The organism is Methylobacterium sp. WL12 (assembly GCF_008039475.1).
GTDB classification, from domain to species: Bacteria; Pseudomonadota; Alphaproteobacteria; order Rhizobiales; family Beijerinckiaceae; genus Methylobacterium; species Methylobacterium cerastii.
The window spans coordinates 1-24,934 of the sequence record NZ_VRUW01000002.1; the positions used below are offsets into that span (position 1 = coordinate 1).

The following is a 24,934-nucleotide window of genomic DNA, read 5'->3' on the forward strand; positions in this document are numbered from 1 at the left end:
GCCCCGACGGCGCCTCCGCCGAGCGTCGCCGTGGAGCCCCAGGCCGCCCCCGTTGCCGCCGCGCCGATGCCGGCCCCGGCGCCGGTCCCGCGGGTGGAGCGCGCCGAGTACGTCGGCACCTGGGGGCCGACCGAAGCCGCCTGCGGCCGGCGCTCGCGCCGGCGCGGCTACATCCCCGCGACGATCACCCCCGACCGCGCCAGCGCCGGGCGGACGATCTGCAGCTTCCACGACGGCCGCCGCACCGGCAACGCCTGGGTGATGGCCGCCGACTGCGCCGACCGCGGCCGGCGCTGGTCGTCGCAGGTCCGCCTCGTCGTCGACGGCGACCGCCTGACCTGGACGAGCGGAAAGGGCACCGCCTCCTACGTCCGCTGCGGACGCCGGGCGGGCTGAACCGGGCCGCCGCACCGCATCAGGCGGCGCGTCGTCCAAGGAAGCGACCGTCGCCGGCTTCGACGATGTGGCCGTAGAGGCTGAGCGTGGCGAGGATCTGCGCCACCCGCGCCTCGATGCGCCTGCCGCCGCGCTTGAACCCGCGACTGAGGGCGGCCGCATCCATCGGGCGGTCGACTCTGCGAAGGATGGCTACGACCGCGAGGGGCTGTTCGCTGCGGTCCGTGGGGAACGCCGGCAAGTCCCTGCCGATCGCGATCTCGGCCTCGCCGAGATCCAGGTCTTCGGTCCTCGCCCCGATCTCTCCGGCGAAGCGCGGGACCTGGTAGTCGGGCCGAAGCCAACGCACATGGCCCGCCGCCTCCTCGCGGGCCCGCTCCGCATTCAGCGCAACGAGCCGGACCAGGATGTCCGCATCGGACAATCCGTGCGGCCATCCGTAGGCGTCGGCGGTCAGCCGGTCGATCGTGTCGTGCAGCTCCCGCAGGATGAGGACGCGCCCGCGCGTTCTCACGTCCTCGTCGCGACTGCTGAGCGGGGCTCCGGCACGGATCAGGTCGAGCAGCTTGTAGACCTCCGTCAGGCCCAGGTCGGGATTTTCTTCCTGGATGACCTTGCGCGTCGAATCCAGCTCCTCTCCCATCGTGCGAAGCTGCATCCTCAGCTTGGCAGACAGTTCGGGAAACGGGAAAGGGTCGAAGCAACGCGTCTTCGAGTAGACCGAGTCGTTCCCGACGCCGAGCCAGCCGCCGGAGCGCTCGGCCCATGTGACGTGGATGTGGGACGACAGGATGGACAGGGTGGCCGCATCCTCGATCGCCATCACGACGATCTTGTCATCGCATAGGATATCACTGTCGATGAACTGAAAGAGGCGTTTTCTCGCCGTGTCGATCGTGCCGATGTACCGGCCGAGGTTCGCCAACGCGAAACGCATCTCGGGGCGCGGTTTACCGAAGAGCCACCACAAGTCCCGGTACGCCAGAACATCCTTGCTGGGCTCGCGGCCCTTGAGGCGGACCTGGTCGATGGCGTCCTGACGCTCGTCGCGCACCTCGAGCAGACGTTGATAGGCCTCGGGATAGCGCGCTCGGATGTCGTCGGGAGCGAGGCCGTACATGTCGATGACGAGCCTGGAGGGTCTGACGGATCGCAGGTCGAGTCCGTTCCGGTACGGCCGTATGAATTCCTCGATGCCCGCGCGTGTCCCGACCCCGAGCAGGCCAGCCTCCGCCTCGTTCAGGACGAACCTCTTTCCGTGCAACTTCACACCGTCGTGAGAGCAGCCTCGGTTCGCGAGAAGCGCCTTCGACTTCGTGATGTCGGCGCCGATCGTCAGGTCCGCGTTGATGATGCCGTCTTCCTCCACGTATTCGACTGCGATCTGCTCGTCGGAGGTGAGCTTTTCCTGCTTGATCCTTAGAAGGCGTCCCGCCGTCGTTTTTCGATCGCCGACCGTCATCGCGATCCGGACCTGCGCGACGCCGCCCTTTCCGCGATACCAGGGGTGATCGTCGATCGCCCACGCGATGCGGATCGGGCGTTTGAGACCCAGGTGATGGGCGACGACCTTGCGACTGAATCCCTGTGCGATCTTGTTCGTCGTCACGAAGCCGAACCGTTTCAGGATCGGCCCCGCAAGCTGGACGGCCGACCGATCCCACCAGCACATCACGAAGTCCGCGCCGCCGGGGACGTTCGGATAGGCGGCCCAGACGGCTGAGGCATAGCCGTGTCCGTATTCGCCGCGCAGGTCGCTTCCTGCGATGAACGGTGGATTCCCGACGATGAACTCGGCGTCCGGCCAGTCCGGCCGCCGGGCCTTCGGATAGGTCTCGACGGGTCTGCCATCTATCTCGACGATCGTCGGAAGCGGATAGCCGTCCCAGGTCAAGACGGCATCGTAGCCTTCGCCGCGTCCGAAGTTGATGTTCTTGAAGGCGCGCAGGATCGGCTCGGACGGGTGTCCGGTGCGGGTCCGGTAATGCTGCTGAAGGTACCCGATCCACACCACGAGCTCGGCGATCGCGGCGGCGCGCGGGTTCAGTTCCAAACCGAGGAACTGGTGCGGATCGACGGTTTCGCGATCCAGCCCCATGTTCTCGGCCTCGCCCAGGCGCGCCAGCGTCTCCAGCACCTCGCCTTCGAGGGTCTTCATCAGCTCGAGCGCGACGTACAGGAAGTTGCCGGTGCCGCAGGCCGGATCGAGGACGCGGGTGGCGCAGAGCGTGCGGTGGAACGCACGCACGTGGCCGACCGCCGCCTTCTCGTCCCCGCCCTGGTGGGCGGTCTCCGCTCTCATGAGCGCCGCCTGCCAGTCGGCCCGGAGCGGCTGCATCACGGTCGCCTCGACGAGACGCTGCACGTAGACGCGCGGCGTGTAATGCGCGCCGAGCCGTCGCCGCTCCGCCTTGTCCAGGGCCTGCTCCAGCAGCGTGCCGAAGATCGCGGGATCGACCTCCGTCCAGTCCTTCCGGGCGGCCGCCAGCAGCTCCCCGATCTCCTCGCGCGCCAGCGGGAACGCCGTCGCATTGGAGAACAGGTTGCCGTTGAAGAGGCGCAGGTGCTGCTGGAACCCCGAGAAGAAGCGATCCTGCTCCCGCGGCGCGTCCATCTTGGCCCAGAGGTCCGAGAGGAGCGGAGCGAAGACGCCCGGGCTTTCGGCGCATTCTGCCAGCAGTTTGGTGAACTTGCCCTTCGGCAGCAGGTCCACGCCCTCGGCGAACATCGTGAAAATGCAGCGCATCAGGAAGTGGGCGACCTCCTCGGGCGCATGGTCCGCCTCGAGCGCCTTGCTCACGGCGGCGAGCCGCGCGGCGATCTCGCGGGTGACCCTGGCCGCATGCCGCGCCGGATCGAGGCTGCCTGGGTCGGTCCAGATCGCCGCGAGCCGGGTGCGCACCGCCGGGTCGCGCAGGTCTTCGAGAAAGATGCGGAAGCCCTGGCGGTCGGGAAACGGCACGTAGGCCCGCCCGGTCCCGGAGAAATCGGCGAACACCTCCAGCGCGTGGCCGACATCGCAGGTGATGAGGAAGGGCGGTGCCACATGCTCGGGATCCAACAGGAAGACGTAGCCTTCCGCTTGGCGCCGGGCGTTCTGCATCATCACGTCCCAGCCCTTCGCGGCGGCCCGGCGCCCGAGCTGTTCTGGTTCGGCGGCAAGCCGGGAGAGCTGGGCGGCGGAGACCTGCCGCGGCGCGTTCTTCGCGCCGGGAAAGCGCGATTGCTTGGCTTCGAGGATGAAGTGCCCGCGCCGGTAGAGGTCGATGCGCCGGGGAGCCGTACCGCCGTCGCCCGCGCGCAGGCGCACGGCGCGCTCGAAGGCGTAGTCGTTGCGGGCGGTGTCGCCGCCGGCCGGCTCCGGTCGGGGTACGCCGAGCACGTCGCAGAGCTCGCTGAGGAACATCTGGTAGTTCGCGCGCTCCGCACCGCCCTCGCGTGCGGTCCAGCGTTCGATGAAGCCCTCGACGTCCAAACCCGTCTCCCCCCGCCGAACGGAAGGAAATCTCATCCAGGTCGAGAAATCAACCTCAAGTCATATACTGGATTGGCTTCGGAAGATCGCTCTCCCTCGAAAGTACCCGCGGTAACTGAAAATAATCAATGTTTTAGATCGACTTGCTAAAATTTCAGCATATGCGCATATCGCTCGAGGGCCGATCACCAGCGCCATTCTGGAGAAAAAATAAATCTAGAGTCTCCCAAGCATGGCGGACGCAAACGAAAAGAGGGCCGCCTTGCGGCGACCCTCTTTCCGACCTTGCGATGGTGGCTGGGACTTAGAAGTCCATCCCGCCGCCCATGCCGCCCATGCCGCCGCCGCCGCCCATGGAGGCGCCGCTGTCCTTCTTCGGAGAGTCGGCGATCATGGCCTCGGTGGTGACGAGCAGGCCGGCGACCGAGGCCGCGTCCTGCAGGGCGGTGCGCACGACCTTGGCCGGGTCGATGATGCCGGCCTGGATCATGTCGACGTACTCTTCCGTCTGGGCGTTGAAGCCGTAGGTCTCGGAAGAGGTGTTGTCGGTGATCTTGCCGACGACGATGGAGCCCTCGACGCCCGAGTTCTGGGCGATCTGACGGATCGGGGCCTCGAGCGCCTTCAGCACGATCTTGATGCCGGCCTGGACGTCGGGGTTGTCGCTCGAGAGGGCGGCGACCGCCTTCTTGGCGCGGAGCAGGGCGGTGCCGCCGCCGGGGACGATGCCCTCTTCGACAGCCGCGCGGGTGGCGTTGAGCGCGTCGTCGACGCGGTCCTTCTTCTCCTTGACCTCGACCTCGGTCGCGCCGCCGACGCGGATGACCGCGACGCCGCCGGCGAGCTTGGCCAGGCGCTCCTGGAGCTTCTCACGGTCGTAGTCCGAGGTGGTCTCCTCGATCTGCGCCTTGATCTGCCCGACGCGGGCCTCGATGTCGGCCTTCTCGCCCGAACCGTCGATGATCGTGGTGGTCTCCTTCTCGATGCGGATCCGCTTGGCGCGGCCGAGCATCGGCAGGGTGACGTTCTCGAGCTTGATGCCGAGGTCCTCGGCGATCATCTGACCCTGGGTCAGGATCGCGATGTCCTCGAGCATCGCCTTGCGGCGGTCGCCGAAGCCCGGAGCCTTCACGGCCGCGACCTTGAGGCCGCCGCGCAGCTTGTTCACCACGAGGGTGGCCAGCGCCTCGCCCTCGATGTCCTCGGCGATGATGACCAGCGGCTTGCCGGTCTGCACCACGGCCTCGAGCACCGGCAGCATCGCCTGGAGCGACGACAGCTTCTTCTCGTGGATGAGGATGTAGGGGTCCTCGAGCTCGGCGACCATCTTCTCCGCGTTCGTGATGAAGTACGGGGAGAGGTAGCCGCGGTCGAACTGCATGCCCTCGACGACGTCGAGCTCGGTCTCGGCGGTCTTCGCCTCCTCGACCGTGATCACGCCCTCGTTGCCGACCTTCTGCATGGCGTGGGCGATCATCTCGCCGATTTCCTTGTCGCCGTTCGACGAGATCGTGCCGACCTGGGCGACCTCCTCGGACGAGGCGACCTTCTTGGAGCGCGCGATGATGTCCTTCACCGCGGCGGCCGTGGCGAGGTCGATGCCGCGCTTCAGGTCCATCGGGTTCATGCCGGCGGCGACGTACTTGGCGCCTTCGCGGACGATCGCCTGGGCGAGCACGGTCGCGGTGGTGGTGCCGTCACCGGCGATGTCGTTGGTCTTCGAGGCCACTTCGCGCACCATCTGGGCGCCCATGTTCTCGAACTTGTCGGCGAGCTCGATCTCCTTGGCGACGGTGACGCCGTCCTTGGTGATGCGCGGCGCGCCGAAGCTCTTCTCGATCACGACGTTGCGGCCCTTGGGGCCGAGCGTCACCTTGACGGCATCTGCGAGGATGTCGACGCCACGGAGCATCTTGTCGCGCGCGTCGGAGGAGAAACGAACGTCTTTCGCTGCCATGTGCAGGATTCCTTTTCGTTAGTGGGGAAGCCCCAAGACCGGTTCGGGCCTCGAAGGGCGGTTTAAGTCAGGTGTCCGAAGACCTTAGGCGACGACGCCCATGATGTCGGATTCCTTCATGATCAGGAGGTCCTGACCGTCGATCTTGACCTCGGTGCCCGACCACTTGCCGAACAGGACGCGGTCGCCGGCCTTGACGTCGAGCGCGTTGATGCGGCCGGCCTCGTCGCGGGCGCCCGGGCCGACGGCGACGATCTCGCCTTCCTGCGGCTTCTCCTTGGCGGTGTCGGGGATGATGATGCCGCCCTTGGTCTTCTCTTCGCCTTCGATGCGGCGGACGACGACCCGGTCGTGCAGCGGACGGAACTTCATGAGCTGCCCTCTTGTTTGAATTCGCGAAACGGCGTTGATGCCGCGGTGGTCCGCGTCCAACCCTGCCGTTAGCACTCTAGAAAGATGAGTGCCAAGGCTGCGGGCGAGATAGCCGCGGCCCCTTGGCGAGTCAAGTCTGTCGCACCCTGCGACGGCCGTCGCACGCCGGGTTTCTCCCCTGATCGCACGCGCCGACGGAAGATCCTGCCATGCTGAGCCTGCACGGACCGGAGGGCGCGCTCGCGCCGAGCGAGGCGGGCGGCGCCGCCGTCCCGACGCAGGCCGTGTGGATCGACCTCAACGACCCGACGCCCGAGGAGGCCCGCGCGGTCGAGGAGGCCACCGGCATCCGGGTGCCCTCGCGCAAGGCGCTGTCGGAGGTCGAGAGTTCGAGCCGCCTGCGCCGGCTGAAGAACGGCCTGTCGCTCTCGACGCCGATGATCACCTTCGAGAGCACCGATTCGGTCCTGAACCCACTCGGCTTCGTGCTGACGAAGGACCACCTCGTGACGGTGCGATTCCATGAGCTGCGCGCCTTCGCCGAGGTGCGCAAGCGGGTCCACGAGGGCGAGGAGGCCAAGACCGGGATCGCGGTCTTCCTGCTGCTGATGGAGGAGCTCGTCGACAGCCTGGCCGACTCCCTGGAGGACATGGGCGCCGAGCTCGACAGGCTCTCCACCCGCATCTTCGACTTCGACGTGCGCGCCCGGCCCGCGAAATCCGACGAGGCGGCGCCCCCGCGCCGGCGGGACTTGGCGCTGCGGCGCATCCTGCGGGGCATTGCCCGCCGCGGGAAGGTGCTCGGCAAGATCCGGGCGAGCCTGCTCGGGCTCGAGCGCATCGTGCCCTTCGTCGCCGGCGCCTGCGAGCAGGTGCTGGCTCAGGAGGAGACCGACGCCCGCTTCGAGACGATCCGCCGGGACATCGAATCCCTCGACGAGTTCGAGACGCGGCTCTCGGAGAACGTCCAGTTCCTCCTCGACGCGGCCCTGGGCCTGATCAACATCGAACAGAACAACGTCTTCCGCGTGCTCACCGTCGTCTCGGTGGTCGGCGTTCCGCCGACGATGATCGCCTCGATGTACGGGATGAACTTCAAGCACATGCCCGAGCTCGACTGGGCCTACGGCTACCCCTACGCCCTAAGCCTGATCCTCGCCAGCGCGATCATCCCGATCGTGGTGTTCCGGATCAAGGGCTGGTTCTGAGACGCATCAGACGGAGAGCCGCCGCTCGACCGCGGCGAGGATCGTCTCGCGCACGCCGTCGAGGTTTTCGGCGATCTCGGCGTTGGTGATGCGCAGGATCGCGAAACCGCAGGATTCAAGGGTACGGGTGCGCGCCGCATCCCGCTCGCATTCCTGCATCGTGGAATAGGTCGCGCCATCCACTTCCACGATGAGGTTCGCCTGGATGCAGACGAAATCCGCAACATAGCGATCGATGGGGCACTGGCGCCGGAACTTTCAACCATTCAGTTGGCGCCTTCGGAGCACGGGCCAGAGCTTGGCTTCGGCTCGCGTCTGCGTGCGACGCAAACCCCGCGCGTAAGCGATCTGCTCCATAAAGGCCTCACGGCGCGACGGTGGCGGAAATCCCGCGTTTTCCGAGACATGGCTCCTTCTCCCAGGGGGAGAAGGTTGGGATGAGGGGCGTAACGCCACCGAACTGCGCGCGATGTCGACAGCGTCGGCCGATCGACGAGCCCATGTCGCTGTCGGACCGAATCCGGCAGACACGTTGCGACCGGCGCGGTCCTTCCTGACGCCTCACGCCCCTCATCCTGTCCTTCTCCCCCTGGGAGAAGGGACCCGCGCACTATCCCACGATCGCCGAGAAATCCGCGACTTCGCGGGTGGCGGCGCGGAGCGCGTTGAGGAGGGTGAGGCGGTTCTCGCGCAGGCGCGGGTCGTCGGCGTTGACGGTGACGTGCTCGAAGAAGGCGTCCACCGGGGCGCGGAGCTGCGAGAGCGCCCGCATCGCGCCGGCAAAGTCCTCCTTCGCGACCGCGGCCGAGGCCTCGGTCCGGGCGGTCGCCAGCGCCTCGGCGAGCGCCCGCTCCTCGGGCTGGCCAGAGGCGGCGAGCGCGGCGTCGGGCTCGGCGTCGTAGGCGCGGCCGTCCTTCTTCTCCTCGATCCGGAGGATGTTCGAGGCGCGCTTCACCCCCGCGAGCAGGTTCTTGCCGTCCTCGGTGTCGAGGAAGGCGCCGAGCGCCTCGACGCGGCGGACGACCATCAGCAGGTCGTCCTGGCCTGGAAGCGCGAAGACCGCGTCGATCAAGTCGTGGCGGGCGCCTTTTTCGCGGAGGTAGACTTTGAGGCGATCGGCGAAAAAGGTGAGAAGACTTCCTTTGCCATCGACCAAATCCGCAAAACTCGACCCGGGGATACCCGCATTTTTTACAATATCCAAAGTCGTGCGCTGGCTTGGGATACCCTCGTTATGGCTTCGCTTGAAGTAGCTTGATCCGTCTGGAGTCAATGACCTTGCAAGATGAGCGAACGCAAAAGCCTGCGTCAGACTCAGTCTTAGCGAACAATCGACCGCGAGTCGCACGACCCCCAAAGCCGCGCGCCGCAATGCATACGGGTCCTTGCTTCCAGTCGGCTTCTCGTCGATCGCCCAGAACCCGACCAGCGTGTCGAGCTTGTCGGCCAGCGCCACCGCCACCGAGACGGGGTCGGTCGGCACCCGGTCGGACGGCCCGACCGGCTTGTAATGCTCCTCGATCGCAGCGCAGACGCTCGGGTGCTCGCCCTGGAGAGCGGCATAGCGAGCCCCCATCAAACCCTGCAGCTCGGGGAACTCGCCAACCATCTCGGTGACGAGGTCGGCCTTGGCGAGGCGCGCGGCGCGCTCCGCCAGCTCGGGATCGGCGCCGACCAGCGGCGCCAGTTCCTTCGCGAGCGCCGCGATGCGCTGCACCCGCTCGCCCTGCGTCCCGAGCTTCTCGTGGAACACGATGGTGTCGAGCCTCTGTAGTCGGTCTTCGAGGCGGATCGCCTTGTCCGTCTCCCAGAAGAACTTCGCGTCCGAGAGCCGGGCGCGGACGACGCGCTCGTTGCCGGCGGTGATCGCGGCCCCGCCGTCCGAGGCGACGAGGTTCGAGACCAGAATGAAGGCCGGCGCCAGCGCGCCGCCGGCTTCACGCACCACGAAGCATTTCTGGTTGGCGCGGATGGTCGCGCGCACCGCCTCGCCCGGGATGTCGAGGAAGCTTTGGTCGAAGGTGCCCATCAGCACCACCGGCCATTCCACGAGGCCGGCGACCTCCTCCAGCAGGCCCTCGTCCTCCACAAGTTCGAGGCCGCGGGCGAAGGCGAGGTCGCGGGCGTCGTGCAGGATGATGTCCTTGCGGCGGTCCGCGTCGAGCACGACCTTGGCGCGCTCCAGGTTCTGGACGTAGTCGTCGAAGCGCCGCACCTCGATCGCTTCCGGCGCCAGGAAGCGGTGGCCGTAGGTCGTCGCCCCGGCCACGATCCCGCCGACCTCGAACGGCACCACGTCCGGCGTCTCGGTCTCCGGGCCGAAGGTCGCGACGATCGATTGCAGCGGACGCACCCAGCGCAAGGCCCCCGCCTGCGCCGAGGCCGCGCCCCAGCGCATGGATTTCGGCCAGGGGAAGCTCTTGATGATCGCGGGCAGGATCTCGGCCAGCACGTCCAGCGTCGCGCGGCCGGGCCTCTCGATCACCGCGAGGTAGAACTCACCCTTCTTCGGGTCGACGACGGTCTGCGCCTGGTCGAGGCTCGTCAGGCCGGCGCCGCGCAGGAAGCCTTGCACCGCCGCATCCGGCGCGCCGACCTTCGGCCCGCGCCGCTCCTCGCGCACGGCCTCGCCGCGGGCGGGCAGGCCGGCGACGTGGAGCGCCAGGCGGCGCGGCGTCGCGAAGGCCTTGGCGCCGTCGTAGAGGAAGCCGCGCTCGACCAGGGCGTCGGTGACGAGCTTCTTCAGGTCCTCGGCCGCACGCCGCTGCATGCGGGCCGGGATTTCTTCGGAGCGGAGTTCGAGCAGCAAATCGGGCATGCGCGCGGGAATAGACGCCCGCTCGGCGTCCGTCGAGACGAAGCGACGCGGAAGGCGCGGGATGCCACCGCCGATATCCGCTTCGCGATGCGCCTATGGCAGCTTCGACGACAGGATTGTCACCAGATCCCAGGTCTGGCCTGTCATCGACCGCACGTCGGCGATCAGCCAGCGCCCGTCCTCGCGCACGAGATCGTAGCGCAGATCCTGCGGCGTAGAGTTGCGGAAGGTCGCCTGCACCTGCGCGCGTTCATGATCGTCAGAGAGCGCGACCAGCTTCAGAGTCTTTTGCCAATTCGCCTCGGTGTCCTGCCCGTTGACAGTGAACGCGAAATCGAGGCGGCCGACCTCGTTCCCGGCCTCGCGGCGATCCCGCTCGTAGAGCGCGCGCAGACGCTTGGCGTAGAAGCCGACGGCCCCGGTGTCGTCCTTGGCGTAGAAGGCGCGCACGGTCTCGACCGGGTCGGTGGCGGATTGCGCCGCAGCTGGATTGGCGAGGCAGACCAGGGCCAAGGCGGCGAGCGCGACGCGGTTCATGCCGCGGCCGGGGCGCCGCCGGCCTCCGTCAGCAGCCAGGCTGCGCCGCAGGCCTTGGCCAGCTCGCGCACCCGCAGGATGTAGCTCTGGCGCTCGGTCACCGAGATCACGCCGCGTGCGTCGAGCAGGTTGAAGACGTGGCTCGCCTTGATGCACTGGTCGTAGGCCGGCTGCACCATGCGATGGCGGGCGCCCTCGCGCTCCGGCGCGCCGGCGTCGAGGTAGCTGCGGCAGGCCTTTTCGGCGTCGGCGAATTGGCGGAACAGCATCGTCGTGTCGGCCGCCTCGAAGTTGTGCCGCGAGTATTCCTGCTCGGCCTGCAGGAACACGTCGCCGTAGGTCACCTTGTCGGCGCCCGCGCCGCCGTTGAAGTTCAAATCGTAGACGTTCTCGACGCCCTGGACGTACATCGCCAGCCGCTCCAGCCCGTAGGTCAGCTCACCCGCCACCGGCGCGCATTCGAGGCCCGCGACCTGCTGGAAGTAGGTGAACTGGCTCACCTCCATGCCGTCGCACCAGCATTCCCAGCCAAGGCCCCAGGCGCCGAGGGTGGGGCTCTCCCAGTCGTCCTCGACGAAGCGGATGTCGTGCAGGGCGAGGTCGACGCCGATCGCGGCGAGCGATTCCAGGTAGAGCTCCTGCAGGTTGTCCGGGTTCGGCTTCAAGATCACCTGGAACTGGTAGTAGTGCTGCAGCCGGTTCGGGTTCTCGCCGTAGCGCCCGTCCTTCGGCCGGCGCGAGGGCTGCACGTAGGCGGCTTTCCAGGGCTTGGGCCCGAGCGCCCGCAGGGTCGTGGCCGGATGGAACGTGCCGGCGCCGACCTCCATGTCGTAGGGCTGCAAGATCACGCAGCCCTTGGCAGCCCAGAAGCGCTGCAGCGTCAGGATCAGGCCCTGGAACGAGGTCTTTGGGCTGGGATCGGCATCGCTCGGCATGGGGCTTCTTCGTCGTCGCGCGGGGGGAGGGCGCCCGGGGTTTAAGCGTGCGCCGCCCCATTGAGCAACCGCTAGGCCGGTGCGCGTGCGGGCCCGCACCGAATGTGGCGCGAATTCGACGGACAAGCGGAACCGTATCGGCACGGCCAAGTTTATTGCCCGACATCAGGATATCCGGCGCCCGCAGGGGCCGAACGCCACGGAACATCAGTCATGCGCAGCCTCGCCAAGAAGAACGTCACCGTCTTCGCGGTCCTCGTCGCCGCCTCGCTGGTCGCCACCCCCCTGGTGATGAGCGCCAGCAGCGCTTTCGCGACGGTGGAAGACACCGCCACGGTGACTGTGCCGGTCGCGGTGATGCCGGTCGAGGTCGCCCCGGTCGCGGCGCCCGCGATCAAGGCCGAGGGCTGCACCCGTAAAGTGCGGGTGGTCTACAGCGGCTACGGCACGCCGGACGCCACCTGCCTGGTCCGCTGATCGCCGGTTTGGCGGTCCCGCTCAGAGACCAAAGCGCGCCCAGGCGGCGCGCTCCTCCACCGCGGCAATCGTCTCGTCCGCAAGGCCGATCCCGCCCGGTGCCGCGCGACGCAAGAGGCGGCTGACGAACGACCCCTTCGCCTCCGCGACGAGCCGCATCTCGACGGTCTCGCCGAAGCGGGTCCTCAAGGTCGAACGGATGTCGCCAAGCGCGTCGACTAGACCGAGCTCCAACGCCTGCCGACCGGTCCAGATCGCGCCGGTGAACAGGTTCTCGCCGGCCTTCAAGGTCGGGCGCCGCGTCGTGACGAGGCTGGTGAACAGGTCCTGCACGTCCGCTTGGATGAGCAAAAGGCGCTCGACGTCGGCCGGGTCTTCCGGCCGGAACGGATCGAGCATCGCCTTGGCTTCGCCTTGGGTGTGGACGCGGCGCTCGACGCCGACGCGCGCGAGCAGCTTATCGAACCCGAAACCCGCCGAGACCACGCCGATCGAGCCGACCACCGAGGTCGGGTCGGCGACGATGGTGTCGGCCGCGCACGCGATCATGTAGCCGCCGGAGGCCGCCACGTCCTCGACGAAGGCGTAGACCGGCAGCTTCTTTTCCGTCGCCAGGTCGCGGATACGCCGGTGGATCAAGTGCGACTGGGCCGGCGCGCCGCCCGGCGAGTTGATCACGATCGCCACCGCCACCGCGCCCGGGGTTTCGAAGGCGCGCTCGAGGCTACCCGCCACGGTGCCGATCGACAGGCCGGGACGGAGCGGCGAGACCGCGCCGATGGCGCCATTCAACCGCACGACGGCGACGCGCGGGCGCGCCTTGCGGAAGCGCGCCGGCAGCAGGGCACGCACGAAGTCCGGAACGGCGAGGGGCATGGGGGCTCTGCTCGGGAAGAGTTGCGCCTTCCGAATTGGTCATCGGCACCGCTTGCGCAAGGCTTTCGCCAAGGGGCCGTCGTCGCACGACGAAGTGTTTCGCGTGTCGTCGATCGAACCGAAACAGGCCCATCGCCGTTTCAGGCCCGGCGGAGTGGTTTCCGTCCGGGCGGGGGCGCGATCCTCGACCGTGTCACAGGGAGGAGAGGACGTCTCGATGCGATCCTGGAAATTTCTGATGGTCGTGCTCGCGCTGCTCGGCGGCGCGACCGGGTTGAGCCTCTCGGCGAAGGCCGCCCCGATGAGCGTGCCGATCGCCGTCGCCCAGTCCGACGCCGAACCGCTCGTGCAGACCGCCCGCTGGCACGGCCGCCGGCACTGGCACCGCCATCACTGGCACCGGCATCACCGCTGGCACCGCCACCACCATTGGCGCCGCCATCACCATCACCGCCACCATTTCGGGCATCACCGCCGCCTGCGGTTCTACTGAGATGCGCTCGGGCGGTGTCCAGCACGCCACCTGATCCATACCCTAGACGAACTCGGCCGGAGCGAAACGGCTTCATGGCGGCCACGGCCGGCCGCGATGTAGGGCGTCCGCCTCGGCGGTGAAGGCGCCGTCCGCCCCTTGGAGGACGAGGGACGGACGCAGTTCCAGGGCGGCGCGGCTCCCCTTGGTCGCGCTGACGAGGATGCGGATCGCCGGACGATCCGCCCGGGCGTGGACCGGGCGGATCGCGACGCCGCCGAACCGATTGCGCAGGGCGTCGAGGCAGAGCGGTAGCGCGTCGGCCCTGTGGATCAGCCCGAGCCGGCCGCCGGCCCGCAGAAGGTCGGTGCAAGTGCGGATCCAGGCCTCCAATCCGCCGGGGGGAAATGCGTGCGCGGCCGCCTTGCCTGCATCCGGCGACGGGCGGTGGCGACCGGTCTCGAAGAACGGCGGGTTGGTCAGCACGATGTCGGCGCTGCCGGAGACGAGGGTGGCGGCTCGGCGTTCTGCCCCTGGACCGAGCACGTCGGCCTCGACGACCGAGACGCGATTAGCCATCGCGTTGGCCTCGGCGTTCCGGCGCGCCAATGCGGCGAGGTCGGGCGCGCGCTCGACCAGGATGACGCGGCTGCCCGGCGCGCGGATGCCAGCGGCGAGCCCGACGGCGCCCGTCCCGGCTCCGACGTCGCAGATCACGTCCCCGGCCCTCGGTTCGATCAGGCGCGAAAGAAGCACCGCGTCGGTCCCAGCACGGTGGCTCCCGCGCGGCGGCTGCAGCAGGCGCAAGGACCCGCCGAGGAAGTCGTCCGGCGCGGCATCCGAGGTCTGGCGCATGGTCAGGCGGTCGCGTCCCGCAGCTCGTGGCCGAGCCCGGCGTCGCGCAGGAGCCGGCGGGCCTGGGCCGCATGGTCGCCGGGCACCAGCAGGCGGCGGGGGAAGGCGCCGATCGAACCCTCCATCAGGCTCATGTGGTTGTCGGCCACGAGGACCGGGATATCAGCGCCCTCGAGCAGCGATTGCGCGAAGCCGATCAGGACGATGTCATTGGTGCGGATCAGTTCGGTCATCGCGGCCCCGTTCGCGGGTGGAGGGCGCTTTCGTCGCGTGCGCCGATCCATGCGGCGGCACCATATCCGGTTTCACGCGCGCATGTTGCGGTGCCCTGAAGCCCGTGCGAAGGGGTGGCGCATCGCGCGCTGCAATCAAAGATCGGTCTGGAGGCATCGGACCTTGGGTGTCGTCGTTTCCATCGAAGAGGGCCGCGCCGACGCGGAGGCGAGCTTGGCCGACCTCGTGGCCTTGGTCTCGGGTGGCATGGAGCGGGTGAACGCCCAGATCCTGTCGCGCACCGGATCGGACGTGGCGATGATCCCCGAGGTCGCCAACCACCTGATCGATTCCGGCGGCAAGCGACTGCGCCCGATCCTCACGCTCGCGAGCGCGGACCTCTGCGGCTATGCGGGGATCGACGGCGACGTGAAGCTCGCCGCCAGCGTCGAATTCATGCACACCGCGACCCTGCTGCACGACGACGTGGTCGACGGCAGCGACATGCGCCGCGGCCGGGTCGCCGCACGGATCAAGTGGGGCAACGAGGCGAGCGTGCTCGTCGGCGACTTCCTGCTGGGCCAGGCCTTCCGGATGATGGTCGAGGTCGGGTCGCTGCGCGCCCTCGACATCCTCTCGGCCGCCGCCACCGTGATCGCCGAGGGCGAGGTGATGCAGCTCACCGCCGCCAAGAACACCGGCACCTCGGAGGACGAGTACCTCGCGGTGATCCGCGCCAAGACCGCCGAGCTGTTCGCAGCCGCCTGCGAAGTCGGCCCGGTACTGGCCGGGCGCCCGGTCGCGGAGCAGGAGGCGTGCCGCGCCTACGGCATGAACCTGGGCATCGCCTTCCAGCTGATCGACGACGTGCTCGATTACGGCGGCACCAGCGCGGCCCTCGGCAAGAACGTCGGCGACGACTTCCGCGAGGGTAAGATCACGCTGCCGATCGTGCTCGCGGTGCGCCGCGGCACCGAGGAAGAGCGCACGTTCTGGCGGCGGACGCTGGAGCAGGGCGCGCTGGAGGAGGGCGACCTCGAGACCGCCCACACGATCCTGCGGCGCCACCACGCCCTCGAGGAAACGGTGGCGCGCGCCCGCGAGTACGGCACGCTGGCGCGGGACGCGCTCGATCCGTTCCCGGAAAGCCCGATGAAGTCGGCGCTGCTGCAGGTTGTGGATTTCTGCGTCTCGCGCGTCCACTGATCCTCGTCGTGGCGAGCCGGCGCCTGCGCCGGCCCGTCAGCGCAGGTAGGTCGCGACGGTCCACCAACCAGGCTGGGCCGAACCGATGGCCCGGGCCGCGCGCGAGGCCGCATGCCGGTCGGCGAACACGGCGAACACCGTCGCGCCCGAACCCGACATCCGCGCAAGCCGGCACCCGGGCTGGGTACGCAACGCCGTCAGCGCCGTGCCGATCACCGGCGCCACGGTGAGTGCCGGCGCTTCGAGGTCGTTGCGCGCCGGCCTGATCGCCGCGAGCAGCGTGTCGGCGTCGCCGCCGCCGATCTCGGGATGCGCCGCGCCGTCGAGCCTGTCTCCGACCTGAAGTCCGAGCGCCTTGAACACGGGGGCCGTCGGCACCGGCACGCCGGGATTGATCAGCACCGCCGGCAGCGGTGCGATCCCAAGCGTCGGGCCGATCTCCTCGCCGGCGCCCCGCATCATCCGCGCCCGCGGATCGAGGCAGACCGGTACGTCGGCCCCCGTCGCCCGCGCGGCGGCGATCACCGCGGGGTGGTCGAGGGCGAGCCCGTTCAGCTCCGCGAGGAGACGCAGGGCGGCCGCCGCATCCGACGACCCGCCGCCGATGCCCGCCGCCACCGGCAGGCGCTTGACGAGGTCGAACGCCCCGACCTTCAAATCCGGCACGCCGTCCGCGAGGTGCCGCGCCGCCCGGATCACGAGGTTGTCCCCGGTCGGCCCGGCCGGCCCGGCGGTCGGGCCGCTCACCGCGAGCGACAGCGCGGCACCGGGATCGAGGGTCAGCGTGTCGCAAGCGCCGGCAAACGCCACGAGGCTTTCGAGCACGTGATACCCGTCGCCGGGGCGACGCCCGAGGACGTGCAAGGTGAGGTTGATCTTCGCAGGAGCGCGGGTGGTGAGACGTGCCATCGCGTATTCTGGACCGATGTGGACGACGCCTCCAGCGAAGATGCGCCGCAAAGAAATGCCGGCTACCCTGGTTGGCAGCCGGCATGAACGATGGATTGAATCGGTGAAAGGCCGTTCAGCCGCCGCTCTTCTTGTCGGCCGCGCCGGGGGCCTCGGTCGGGGCCGGGGCCCCCTTGGGAAGTTCCGGGTTCTCTGCATTGTGCGGCGCCGCCACCGGGGCCGGCGGGTTCTCGGCGGTGGCCGTCGGCTTGTCGGTGTCCGGCAGGCCGTTCTTCAGCTTCTCGTTGATCTGCACGAAGTCGTCCGGCTCGGGGTTGAGATCCTTGGCGTGCTGCCACTGGAACTTGCCTTCGAGGCGGCGGCCGGCGCGCCAGTAGGCGTCGCCGAGGTGGTCGTTGATGGTCGGGTCGCCCGGCTTCAGCTCGACGGCCTTTTCCAGCTCGCGCACGGCGTCGTCCCAACGGCCGAGGCGGAAATAGGCCCAGCCGAGGCTGTCGACGATCATGCCGTCGCGCGGGCTGGCGTCGGCCGCCTGCTTGAGCAGCTTGAAGGCGTCGTCGATGTTGATCTTCTGATCGACCCAGGAATAGCCGAGGTAGTTCAGCACCTGGGCCTTCGCCGCCGGCTGGCTCGCCGGGACCAGCTCCAGGGCCTTCTTCAAGTCGGCCTCGGCCTTCGGCCACTGCTTGGCGCGCTCGTAGGCGGTGCCGCGGAAGTAGTAGGTGGTCCAGAAGTTCGCCTGCGGCCAGTCGCCGATCAGAGCGATCGCGCGGCTGTAGGTCTCGGCCGCCTCCTCGTACTTCTTGCGCGAGCGCTGGACGTTGCCCAGCGCCGTGATGATGTCGATGTCGTCCGGGTGCGCCTTCATCGCGGCGTCGAGATATTGAAGCGCCTCGTCGCCCTTGCCCGCCTGCTCGAGGTTGAGGCCGATCTGGATGTCGGCGTTGAGCTTCAGCGGCGAGGTGGCGGGGATCTGGGCGTAGGCCTCGTTGGCCTTCTCCGGCTGCTTCATCCGGTCGAGGGTGTCGGCCAGCGTCAGGCGGGCCAGCGCGTGCTCGGGTGCGAGGTAGAGGGCGAGCCGCAGGTAGACCACCGCCGGCAGCTCGTCGCCCTGCGTGGAGCCGGCGGAGCCGAGCCCATACAGCACCTCGCCGGCGCCTTCCTGCGCGTTGGTGACAAGGCGGGCGAGCGGCTTGCCGGCCTTCAGCTTGTCGAGGGCGTCGCGCACGATCGGGTGGCGCGGCATCAGCGCGTCGAAGTCGGAATAGGCCTGGATCGCCAGGTCGGTGCGGCCGGCATTGGCCTCGAACCGGGCGTAGGCGTCGACGATGCGCAGAGTGTTCTTGTCGGCCTCGTAGGCCGCCTTGAGGCGGCGCTCGGCCTCGGCCTGGTCGCCGGTGACGCTGGCGATGAGGCCGGCATGGTAGTCGCGGAAGGTGTTGTAGTAGCGCTCACCCTTGAGCTTGCTCACGGTCTCGAGCGCCCGTTTGCCGTCTCCGGCGCCGGCATAGGCCCAGGCGGTGAGCAGCGTCGCGGTCAGGTCGGCGGCCGCGCCGCGTCCGCTGCGCGAAAAATTCTGGCGGGCGGCGGCCCACTGGCCGGCCTTGATCTGCCGCACGCCGAGCGAGAGCTGCGCGAGCCCGTTGGTGGAGTCGCGGTTGACGAGGCGTTCGGCCGCGCGGAAGGCGTCGGGCAGGGCGCCGTCGGCCAGGAGCGAGACGAAGGCACGCTCCAGAAGGTCGGTGTTGCGCGGGTCGGCCTTCACCGCCTCGCGGTAGAAGCTCGCAGCCGCCGCGGTGTCGCGCGAGGCGCCGGCGATGTAGGCCGAGAGGAAGTTGCCTTCGAGGGACTCCGCCGGCTCGTATTCCGACATCGGGCTCGACTCCCGCGGCTGCACGGCGAGCGCGGGCCCGCACAGCGAGACGCTCGCGGCGAACGTCAGGGCGAGCACCGAACGGGTGCGACGGGGGCGGACATCGGTCATGGGCACCGTTCACGGCTCCTGCGGGCGCCGGCCCATCGCGGCCAGGCGGCGCCGAATTCGGCGGGGACACTGGACTCTTCCCGCCACGCCCGCAAGGCGAAAGGATGGCGCGGGCACGACCGCTCAAGGCCGCAGCACCCGTCGCGATTCTTAGGCTCGCAAGGCCGTGCGAGCGCGCTTTCCTTCCACCGGAGCCCTCCGGGAGAGGCGCGCTGCGTCGGAGACACGCTCTGCGCCGGAGCAGGTCTCCGGCCGCCTCCTGATCACATGTTCGGGTAGTTCGGTCCGCCCGGGCCCTCCGGCGTCACCCAATTGATGTTCTGGTTCGGGTCCTTGATATCGCAGGTCTTGCAGTGGACGCAGTTCTGCGCGTTGATCTGGTAGCGCACGCCGTCCCCGGCCGCCGCATCCTCGACCCACTCGTAGACGCCGGCCGGGCAGTAGCGCGCGGAGGGACCGCCGAACACGTCGTGCTCGGAGGCCTTCTGCAGGCCCATGTCCTTCACCTGCAGGTGGGGCGGCTGGTCCTCCTCGTGGTTGGTGTTCGAGAGGTAGACCGAGGAGAGCCGGTCGAAAGTGAGCTTGCCGTCGGGCTTCGGGTAGACGATCGGCGTCACCTCGGAGATCGGCTTGGTGCAGGCGTGGTCGGGCTTGCCGTGCTTGAGCGTGCCGAAGGGCGAGGCGTTGAGCAGCGTGTTCGACCACATGTCGAGGCCGCCGAGGCCCACGCCCGCGAGGGTGCCGTAGCGCGACCAGAGCGGCTTCACGTTGCGGACCGCCTTGAGGTCGGCGCCGATCGCGCTGTCGCGCCAGCCGGCGTCGTAGGCGGTGAGCTCGTCGCCCTGGCGGCCCGCCTTCAGCGCGTCGGCGATGGCGTCGGCCGCCTGCATGCCGGAGAGGACCGCGTTGTGCGAGCCCTTGATGCGCGGCACGTTCACGAAGCCGGCGGAATCGCCCACGAGGCAGCCGCCGGGGAAGACGAGCTTCGGCACCGACTGCCAGCCGCCTTCCATGATCGCGCGCGCGCCATAGCCGATGCGCTTGGCGCCCTCGAACACCTCGCGGATCATCGGGTGGGTCTTGAAGCGCTGGAACTCCTCGAACGGCGACAGGGTCGGGTTCTCGTAGTTCAGGTGGGTGACGAAGCCGACCGAGAGCAGGTGGTCGTCGAAGTGGTACAGCCACGAGCCGCCGCCGGCCTTGTTCGGCAGGGGCCAGCCCATCGAGTGGCGCACCAGGCCCGGCTCGAACTTGCCGGGCGCGAGCTGCCACAGCTCCTTCACGCCGAGCCCGTACTTCTGGTGGTCGCTGTGGCGGTTGAGGTCGAACCGGTCGATCAGGGTCTTGGTCAGCGATCCGCGGGCGCCCTCGCCAAAGATGACGTACTTACCGCGCAGCTCCATGCCGCGGGTGTAGTCGTCGCGCGGCTCGCCCGACTTGGCGATGCCGAGGTCGCCGGTGGCGATGCCGACGACGACGCCCCGGTCGTCGTAGAGCACCTCGGAGGCCGGGAAGCCCGGATAGATCTCGACGCCCAGCGCCTCGGCCTTGGCGCCGAGATACTTGGCGACGTTCGACAGCGAGCCGACGAAGTTGCCGTGGTTCGACATGAACTTGGGGAAGAACAGGTTCGGCATCGTCACGCCGCTGTTCTTGGTCAGGTACAGGAACTCGTCGCGCTCCACCGCGGTCTTCAGCGGCCGCTCGGAATCGTCGCGCCAGTCCGGCACCAGGGTATCGAGGCCCGACGGGTCGATCACGGCGCCCGAGAGGATGTGGGCGCCGACCTCGGAGCCCTTCTCGACGACGACGACGTTGATCTCGTCGCCGCTCTCATGGGCGTGCTGCTTCAGGCGGATGGCCGCGGCGAGGCCGGCCGGCCCCGCGCCGACGATGACCACGTCGAAATCCATGCCCTCGCGTTCGGGATGCGCCATGCCTGTCGTCTCCTGCCGTGTCTCTTTCGTGCGCCCGGACCGCCCGCTGACGTGGGCCGATCGGTGGATGCGCCGTGTGCTGTCGTTCTGAACCCGTTCCAATGTAGGTTGGCAAGCCGCCGCTGGCAGGGGAGAGCGCGCGCGAGCGGCCAAGTCGCGCATCGCGGCGTCTCGGCGCCGCGCGGCGACGGCACCGATGCCGCGTTGTCTACAGGTGCGTCACGCCCCACATCATGCCCATGACATCGTCGGCGGACGCACAGCGCGACCTGATCGCGTATCTCGATTTCCATGTGGAGAGCGGCGTCGACCTCGCCCTCGACGAGGCGCCGCACGACCGCTTCCAGGAAGCCGACACGCCGGCTCCGACCCTGCGCCGCACAGCACCCGCCCGCGACGCGCCCGTCGAGGCCGCGCGCCGCGCATTGCCGCCGCGCGACGCGGTGTCGTCCCGCAAAGAGGCGCCGCCGGCACCGGAGAAGGCGCCGTCACCGCCCCGCACCTACGGACAATCTGCGTCGGCCAAGCCCGAGGAAGCCGCCACCGATGCCCGGGCCCGGGCCCGGGAGGTCGGGACGCTCGCGGAGCTGGAGGCGCTGCTCGCGGACTTCGACGGGTGCCCGCTGCGCTTCACGGCCAAGAACCTCGCCTTCTCCGACGGAAATCCCGCCGCGAAGCTGATGTTCATCGGCGAGGCGCCGGGCGCCGACGAGGATCGGGTCGGCAAGCCGTTCATGGGCCGCTCGGGCCAGCTGCTCGACCGGATGATGGCGGCGATCGGCCTCGACCGCACGATGGCCTACGTCGCCAACGTGGTGCCGTGGCGCCCGCCTGGTAACCGCGAGCCGACGATCCAGGAGCTCGCCGTGTGCCGCCCGTTCCTCGAGCGGCAGATCGAGCTTGCCGACCCCGACATCATCGTCTGCCTCGGCAGCCCGGCGACGAAGGCGATCACCGGCACCAAGGACGGCATCCTGAAGGCGCGCGGGCGGTTCTACCCCTACGCGATGCCCCATCGCACGGTGCGGGCGCTCGCCACGCTCCACCCGGCCTACCTCCTGCGCCAGCCGATGCAGAAGCGGCTCGCCTGGCGGGATTTTCGGTTGCTGCGCGCCGCCCTCGACGGAAAAGCTTGACCGTTCGAGCGGAACCCTCGCTCGGCCTGTGTCATTACCCTGCGACTCGCGATAACGGCGTCGTGAGAACGAGTGGCGGTCGAAATTATGCGCTGGGACGATTTTCGGAGTTCGGACAACGTCGAGGATCGTCGCGGCGAAGGCGGCGGCGGCGGGATGGGCTTTCCGGGCGGCGGTGCCGGCGGGCTCGGCATCGGCGCGATCGTCGTGATCCTGATCATCAGCTGGGTCACCGGCATCAATCCGGCGATCCTGATGGGCGGCGCCGAGCAGATGACCCGCGGCGGCGGCAGCCAGCGCGAGGAGCAGGCCGACCCGCAGACGCAGACGCAGACGCGGCGCAAGACGGCGCCGACCGACGACAGCGGCCGTTTCGCCTCCAAGATCTTGGGCAACACCGAGGACGTTTGGAGCCAGATCCTCCCGAACCAGACCGGCAAGCAGTACACCCCGACCACGATGGTGCTCTACACCGGCGGCACACGCAGCGGCTGCGGCTCGGCCCAGGCGGCGATGGGTCCGTTCTACTGCCCGCTCGACAAGAAGGTCTATCTGGACACCGGCTTCTTCAAGGAGATGGAGCAGAAGTTTGGTGTGAAGGGCGACTTCGCCTACGCCTACGTCATCGCGCACGAGGTCGGCCATCACGTGCAGGACGTCCTCGGCATCCTCGGCAAGGTCCAGGCCCGCCAGCAGCAGGCCTCGTCCAAGCGCGACGCGAACGCGCTCTCCGTCCGCATCGAGCTGATGGCCGATTGCCTCGCCGGCGTCTGGGCCAAGAACTCCAACGACAAGTACAATTCCCTGGAGCAGGGTGACATCGACGAGGCAATGAACGCGGCCAGCGCGATCGGAGACGACAAGCTGCAGAAGCAGAGCCAGGGCTACGCAGTGCCGGACTCGTTCACGCACGGCTCGTCCGAGCAGCGCCAACGTTGGTTCATGAACGGCTATAAGAGCGGCCAGACGAAGTCCTGCGACACGTTCCGTACCGCCAACAACTGAGCGTTGCCGGAATTTTGTCTTGGGACGTGAGGCTTGGTCGCTCTTCGTTCGCAGCGAGCCGGTGGTTCCACACTGAAAGTGGCTGAAGATCAGGTTTCAGAGTGGTGGTCGAGGCATGGCACCGCACCGTGGACGCCGTGCCCAGATCAGTTCGGTCCTATCGGGCCGAGCATTCAACAGAGGCGATGCGGCTCGTCCGTCAGCGAAGGATGTTCGGGGGCGTCGCTGGGCTCGCATTGAGCAGCGTGACCGTCACCCGCCGGTTCGGGGCGATGTAGGGGTTGTCGGGGAAGACCGGCTCGGTGTCGGCGCGTCCCACCACCGACGCGAAGTTCTCGTTGGGAACCCCGGCGCCCGACAGAATCTCGCGTACGGCGAGCGCACGCCCGGCGGTGAGGTTCCAGGGTTCGCCGGCCCGCGCCGAACCCGGGCGGGTGGCGGACGTGTAGCCGGTGATGGACAGGCGGTTGGGTAGCCGGCGCAGGGTGGGCGCCAGCGCTTCCAGCACGCGACGGGTCCGCTCGTGGGGGTCGACCGAACCCTCGCGGAACATGGAACGGCCGTCGTCGTCCACGAGGGAGACGTTCACGCCCTCCTTGGTCGGCTCGATCACGATGTTGCGCGACAGCTCGGCGATGTCGGGCATCTTCTGGAGCGCCTGCCGCAGGCTGGCCATGGCGCTGTAATTGGGCTGCACGCTGGCGGCCGGGCGCCTGGCATCGAGGTCGCTGGCGCCGCCCGCACTGGTCGGGCGCGCCCTCTCATCCTGCTCGGCTGAACCCGTCGCCTTCTCGCGGGGCGTGGACGGCTTGTTGCCCGACGTATCGAGGGAGGTACCATAGAGCATTCCGCCAGCGCCGCTGGTAGCGGGGCTCAAAGCCGCCGGCGCGAAGTATTCTGCCAAACCGGCCTTCTGCTCCTGCGTCGTCATGCTAATCAGCCACATCAACAGAAAGAACGCCATCATGGCGGTCACGAAGTCCGCGTAGGCAATCTTCCAGGCCCCGCCGTGGTGCCCGTGCGCGGCCTTCTTGACCTTCTTGATGATGATCGGCTGGAGCGCCATGATCGTCGCGTCCCTTCTCGAGATGGGGTCAGATCTAGGCGGGCAGGGCGGCGGTCGCCGCTTCCACTTCGTTGAAGGTCGGGCGGACGTCGCTCATCAAGGCCTTGCGGGCGAATTCCACCGCCATCACCGGCGGCTGGCCGGCGATGTGGGCAAGGAGACCAGCCTTGAGCGAAACGTAGTATTTCGACTCCGCCTCGAAGAGGCTCTTGAGCGACTGCGCCATGGGCCCGAAGAAGCCGTAGGCGACGAAGACGCCGAAGAAGGTGCCGACGAGCGCGCCGCCGATCAGATGGCCCAGCACCTCCGGCGGCTCCTTGATCGCCCCCATCGTCTTGATCACGCCGAGCACGGCGGCGACGATGCCGAGCGCGGGCGTACCGTCGGCGAGCGACTGCATGGCCGAGACGATACGCTCCTGCTCCTGGTGGTGCGTCTCGAGTTCCTCATCCATGAGCGCATCGATTTCGTGGACGTTGTTGGCGCCCAGCGTCACCATCCGCATGTAGTCGCAGACGAATTCGACCGCGTGATGGTTGGCTGCAAAGGTCGGGAAGGCGTTGAACAGCGTCGACTCGCTCGGCTCTTCGATGTGCGGCTCGAGCGCCATCAGGCCTTTCTGCTTCGCGAGCTTGAACAAGGAAAACTGCATTCCCAGAAGCTCGACATAGGCTTGCTGGTTGTATTTCGGCCCCTTCACGAGCGTGCCGAACATGGCGGGCACGGCCTTGAGAACCGGCCCGGTGTTGCCGATGATGAAGGCCCCGATCGCCGCACCGAGGATGATGACGAACTCGAACGGCTGCCAAAGCACTTCGAGGTGGCCGCCCATCGCCGAATAGCTGCCGAAGACGCAGGCGAAGACGATCAGGGTGCCGACGATCAGCCGCATGATGTGCCATCCTTGGCCGGCAGCAGGGACAGCCCGCGCGAAGCCGTTAACGATCCGACAAATCACCGAGGAAGGTTAATGGCGGGTTTCGCGCTTTGGCCGGAGGCTGGATCGGGCAACGCAGCGCTCGCCTCCCAACCACCTGTGAGGGCTGAGACACAAGGTTCGGTGGCTTCGGCGCACGACAACGTAGGTCGGACGAGCGGCC

Annotated in this window: 20 protein-coding genes and 2 pseudogenes; 7 read left to right on the forward strand and 15 right to left on the reverse strand. The window is 68.5% G+C overall.

Annotated elements, in window-relative coordinates; all coding sequences use genetic code 11:
• A pseudogene (locus tag FV226_RS01130) lies at nucleotides 1-396 on the forward strand (peptidase inhibitor family I36 protein); the annotation flags it as partial.
• Nucleotides 397-415: 19 nt separating this feature from the next.
• Here FV226_RS01130 and FV226_RS01135 read toward each other — a convergent pair.
• The 3 genes from FV226_RS01135 to groES all read right to left on the reverse strand — a co-directional run bounded on the left by FV226_RS01135 (nucleotide 416) and on the right by groES (nucleotide 6,200).
• Nucleotides 416-3,871 (reverse strand): DNA methyltransferase, encoded by a 3,456-nt coding sequence (locus tag FV226_RS01135; RefSeq protein ID WP_246691452.1) that lies wholly within the window; start codon nucleotides 3,869-3,871, stop codon nucleotides 416-418.
• Nucleotides 3,872-4,175: 304 nt separating this feature from the next.
• The gene (gene groL / locus FV226_RS01140; protein WP_147751053.1) at nucleotides 4,176-5,828 is read right to left on the reverse strand and encodes a chaperonin GroEL; all 1,653 of its coding nucleotides are present in this window, start codon (nucleotides 5,826-5,828) and stop codon (nucleotides 4,176-4,178) included.
• 84 nt (nucleotides 5,829-5,912) lie between these two features.
• A complete protein-coding gene (gene groES / locus FV226_RS01145; RefSeq protein WP_055886789.1) occupies nucleotides 5,913-6,200 on the reverse strand; it encodes a co-chaperone GroES in 288 nt (95 codons plus the stop codon).
• 209 nt (nucleotides 6,201-6,409) lie between these two features.
• Between groES and FV226_RS01150 the strand changes: the two genes are divergently transcribed.
• The gene (locus tag FV226_RS01150; RefSeq protein WP_147761467.1) at nucleotides 6,410-7,408 is read left to right on the forward strand and encodes a magnesium transporter CorA family protein; all 999 of its coding nucleotides are present in this window, start codon (nucleotides 6,410-6,412) and stop codon (nucleotides 7,406-7,408) included.
• A gap of 6 nt (nucleotides 7,409-7,414) precedes the next feature.
• On the opposite strand, the pseudogene FV226_RS01155 reads toward FV226_RS01150, so the two are convergent.
• The 4 genes and pseudogenes from FV226_RS01155 to FV226_RS01170 form a co-directional block, all read right to left on the reverse strand.
• Nucleotides 7,415-7,765, reverse strand: a pseudogene (locus FV226_RS01155) (DUF559 domain-containing protein).
• 253 nt (nucleotides 7,766-8,018) lie between these two features.
• The gene (gene glyS, locus FV226_RS01160) at nucleotides 8,019-10,226 is read right to left on the reverse strand and encodes a glycine--tRNA ligase subunit beta (RefSeq protein WP_147761468.1); all 2,208 of its coding nucleotides are present in this window, start codon (nucleotides 10,224-10,226) and stop codon (nucleotides 8,019-8,021) included.
• Between the two features lie 93 nt (nucleotides 10,227-10,319).
• Nucleotides 10,320-10,763: a DUF3828 domain-containing protein gene (locus tag FV226_RS01165; RefSeq protein ID WP_147761469.1), complete on the reverse strand. Its 444-nt coding sequence runs from the start codon at nucleotides 10,761-10,763 to the stop codon at nucleotides 10,320-10,322.
• Nucleotides 10,760-11,698 (reverse strand): glycine--tRNA ligase subunit alpha, encoded by a 939-nt coding sequence (locus FV226_RS01170; protein ID WP_147761470.1) that lies wholly within the window; start codon nucleotides 11,696-11,698, stop codon nucleotides 10,760-10,762. The genes FV226_RS01165 and FV226_RS01170 overlap by 4 nt, the downstream gene beginning before the upstream one ends.
• 213 nt (nucleotides 11,699-11,911) lie before the next feature.
• On the opposite strand from FV226_RS01170, the gene FV226_RS01175 reads away from it, so the two are divergent.
• Nucleotides 11,912-12,175, forward strand: coding sequence for a hypothetical protein (locus FV226_RS01175; protein WP_147761471.1), 264 nt, complete (start codon nucleotides 11,912-11,914; stop codon nucleotides 12,173-12,175).
• Nucleotides 12,176-12,196: 21 nt separating this feature from the next.
• Here FV226_RS01175 and FV226_RS01180 read toward each other — a convergent pair whose 3' ends face one another.
• On the reverse strand, nucleotides 12,197-13,051 hold the full coding sequence (locus FV226_RS01180; protein WP_147761472.1) for a S49 family peptidase: 855 nt from the start codon (nucleotides 13,049-13,051) through the stop codon (nucleotides 12,197-12,199).
• Between the two features lie 217 nt (nucleotides 13,052-13,268).
• On the opposite strand from FV226_RS01180, the gene FV226_RS01185 reads away from it, so the two are divergent.
• Complete coding sequence (locus FV226_RS01185; protein WP_147761473.1) at nucleotides 13,269-13,544, forward strand: hypothetical protein; 276 nt, start codon at nucleotides 13,269-13,271, stop codon at nucleotides 13,542-13,544.
• Nucleotides 13,545-13,616: 72 nt separating this feature from the next.
• Here the strand turns inward: FV226_RS01185 and FV226_RS01190 are convergent, their stop codons facing one another.
• Nucleotides 13,617-14,378, reverse strand: coding sequence for a methyltransferase (locus tag FV226_RS01190; RefSeq protein WP_147761474.1), 762 nt, complete (start codon nucleotides 14,376-14,378; stop codon nucleotides 13,617-13,619).
• Between the two features lie 2 nt (nucleotides 14,379-14,380).
• On the reverse strand, nucleotides 14,381-14,611 hold the full coding sequence (locus tag FV226_RS01195; RefSeq protein WP_147751062.1) for a DUF2007 domain-containing protein: 231 nt from the start codon (nucleotides 14,609-14,611) through the stop codon (nucleotides 14,381-14,383).
• A 163-nt stretch (nucleotides 14,612-14,774) separates the two neighbouring features.
• Here FV226_RS01195 and FV226_RS01200 point away from each other — a divergent pair, with 163 nt between their 5' ends.
• Nucleotides 14,775-15,797: a polyprenyl synthetase family protein gene (locus FV226_RS01200; protein WP_187278694.1), complete on the forward strand. Its 1,023-nt coding sequence runs from the start codon at nucleotides 14,775-14,777 to the stop codon at nucleotides 15,795-15,797.
• Between the two features lie 36 nt (nucleotides 15,798-15,833).
• On the opposite strand, the gene FV226_RS01205 is transcribed toward FV226_RS01200, so the two are convergent.
• The 3 genes from FV226_RS01205 to FV226_RS01215 all read right to left on the reverse strand — a co-directional run bounded on the left by FV226_RS01205 (nucleotide 15,834) and on the right by FV226_RS01215 (nucleotide 20,627).
• Nucleotides 15,834-16,706, reverse strand: a complete 873-nt coding sequence (locus FV226_RS01205) for a 4-(cytidine 5'-diphospho)-2-C-methyl-D-erythritol kinase (protein WP_147751064.1) — start codon at nucleotides 16,704-16,706, stop codon at nucleotides 15,834-15,836.
• A 115-nt stretch (nucleotides 16,707-16,821) separates the two neighbouring features.
• Nucleotides 16,822-18,690, reverse strand: a complete 1,869-nt coding sequence (locus FV226_RS01210) for a tetratricopeptide repeat protein (protein ID WP_147761476.1) — start codon at nucleotides 18,688-18,690, stop codon at nucleotides 16,822-16,824.
• Between the two features lie 263 nt (nucleotides 18,691-18,953).
• Nucleotides 18,954-20,627 carry an electron transfer flavoprotein-ubiquinone oxidoreductase gene (locus tag FV226_RS01215; RefSeq protein ID WP_147761477.1) on the reverse strand — a complete coding sequence of 558 codons (1,674 nt, stop codon included), beginning with the start codon at nucleotides 20,625-20,627 and terminating at the stop codon, nucleotides 18,954-18,956.
• A gap of 239 nt (nucleotides 20,628-20,866) precedes the next feature.
• Here FV226_RS01215 and FV226_RS01220 point away from each other — a divergent pair, with 239 nt between their 5' ends.
• Both FV226_RS01220 and FV226_RS01225 read left to right on the forward strand, forming a co-directional pair.
• The gene (locus FV226_RS01220) at nucleotides 20,867-21,763 is read left to right on the forward strand and encodes a uracil-DNA glycosylase (RefSeq protein WP_147761589.1); all 897 of its coding nucleotides are present in this window, start codon (nucleotides 20,867-20,869) and stop codon (nucleotides 21,761-21,763) included.
• An 87-nt stretch (nucleotides 21,764-21,850) separates the two neighbouring features.
• Entirely contained in the window at nucleotides 21,851-22,768 is a 918-nt protein-coding gene (locus FV226_RS01225) for a neutral zinc metallopeptidase (RefSeq protein WP_147761590.1), read from the forward strand.
• Between the two features lie 199 nt (nucleotides 22,769-22,967).
• Here the strand turns inward: FV226_RS01225 and FV226_RS01230 are convergent, their stop codons facing one another.
• Both FV226_RS01230 and motA read right to left on the reverse strand, forming a co-directional pair.
• The gene (locus FV226_RS01230) at nucleotides 22,968-23,834 is read right to left on the reverse strand and encodes a flagellar motor protein MotB (protein ID WP_147761478.1); all 867 of its coding nucleotides are present in this window, start codon (nucleotides 23,832-23,834) and stop codon (nucleotides 22,968-22,970) included.
• A gap of 34 nt (nucleotides 23,835-23,868) precedes the next feature.
• Complete coding sequence (motA, locus tag FV226_RS01235; RefSeq protein ID WP_147751068.1) at nucleotides 23,869-24,726, reverse strand: flagellar motor stator protein MotA; 858 nt, start codon at nucleotides 24,724-24,726, stop codon at nucleotides 23,869-23,871.
• Between the last annotated feature and the right edge of the window lie 208 nt (nucleotides 24,727-24,934).

Excerpts from the sequence above, each read along its gene's own strand:
- FV226_RS01175 (WP_147761471.1), top strand. The coding sequence starts at position 11,912 with ATGCGCAGCCTCGCCAAGAAGAACGTCACCGTCTTCGCGGTCCTCGTC.
- motA (WP_147751068.1), bottom strand. The coding sequence starts at position 24,726 with ATGCGGCTGATCGTCGGCACCCTGATCGTCTTCGCCTGCGTCTTCGGC.
- FV226_RS01225 (WP_147761590.1), top strand. The coding sequence starts at position 21,851 with ATGCGCTGGGACGATTTTCGGAGTTCGGACAACGTCGAGGATCGTCGC.
- FV226_RS01150 (WP_147761467.1), top strand. The coding sequence starts at position 6,410 with ATGCTGAGCCTGCACGGACCGGAGGGCGCGCTCGCGCCGAGCGAGGCG.
- FV226_RS01190 (WP_147761474.1), bottom strand. The coding sequence starts at position 14,378 with ATGCGCCAGACCTCGGATGCCGCGCCGGACGACTTCCTCGGCGGGTCC.
- FV226_RS01210 (WP_147761476.1), bottom strand. The coding sequence starts at position 18,690 with ATGACCGATGTCCGCCCCCGTCGCACCCGTTCGGTGCTCGCCCTGACG.
- FV226_RS01180 (WP_147761472.1), bottom strand. The coding sequence starts at position 13,051 with ATGCCCCTCGCCGTTCCGGACTTCGTGCGTGCCCTGCTGCCGGCGCGC.
- groL (WP_147751053.1), bottom strand. The coding sequence starts at position 5,828 with ATGGCAGCGAAAGACGTTCGTTTCTCCTCCGACGCGCGCGACAAGATG.
- glyS (WP_147761468.1), bottom strand. The coding sequence starts at position 10,226 with ATGCCCGATTTGCTGCTCGAACTCCGCTCCGAAGAAATCCCGGCCCGC.
- FV226_RS01220 (WP_147761589.1), top strand. The coding sequence starts at position 20,867 with ATGACATCGTCGGCGGACGCACAGCGCGACCTGATCGCGTATCTCGAT.
- FV226_RS01165 (WP_147761469.1), bottom strand. The coding sequence starts at position 10,763 with ATGAACCGCGTCGCGCTCGCCGCCTTGGCCCTGGTCTGCCTCGCCAAT.
- FV226_RS01185 (WP_147761473.1), top strand. The coding sequence starts at position 13,269 with ATGCGATCCTGGAAATTTCTGATGGTCGTGCTCGCGCTGCTCGGCGGC.
- FV226_RS01230 (WP_147761478.1), bottom strand. The coding sequence starts at position 23,834 with ATGGCGCTCCAGCCGATCATCATCAAGAAGGTCAAGAAGGCCGCGCAC.
- FV226_RS01205 (WP_147751064.1), bottom strand. The coding sequence starts at position 16,706 with ATGGCACGTCTCACCACCCGCGCTCCTGCGAAGATCAACCTCACCTTG.
- groES (WP_055886789.1), bottom strand. The coding sequence starts at position 6,200 with ATGAAGTTCCGTCCGCTGCACGACCGGGTCGTCGTCCGCCGCATCGAA.
- FV226_RS01170 (WP_147761470.1), bottom strand. The coding sequence starts at position 11,698 with ATGCCGAGCGATGCCGATCCCAGCCCAAAGACCTCGTTCCAGGGCCTG.
- FV226_RS01195 (WP_147751062.1), bottom strand. The coding sequence starts at position 14,611 with ATGACCGAACTGATCCGCACCAATGACATCGTCCTGATCGGCTTCGCG.
- FV226_RS01215 (WP_147761477.1), bottom strand. The coding sequence starts at position 20,627 with ATGGCGCATCCCGAACGCGAGGGCATGGATTTCGACGTGGTCATCGTC.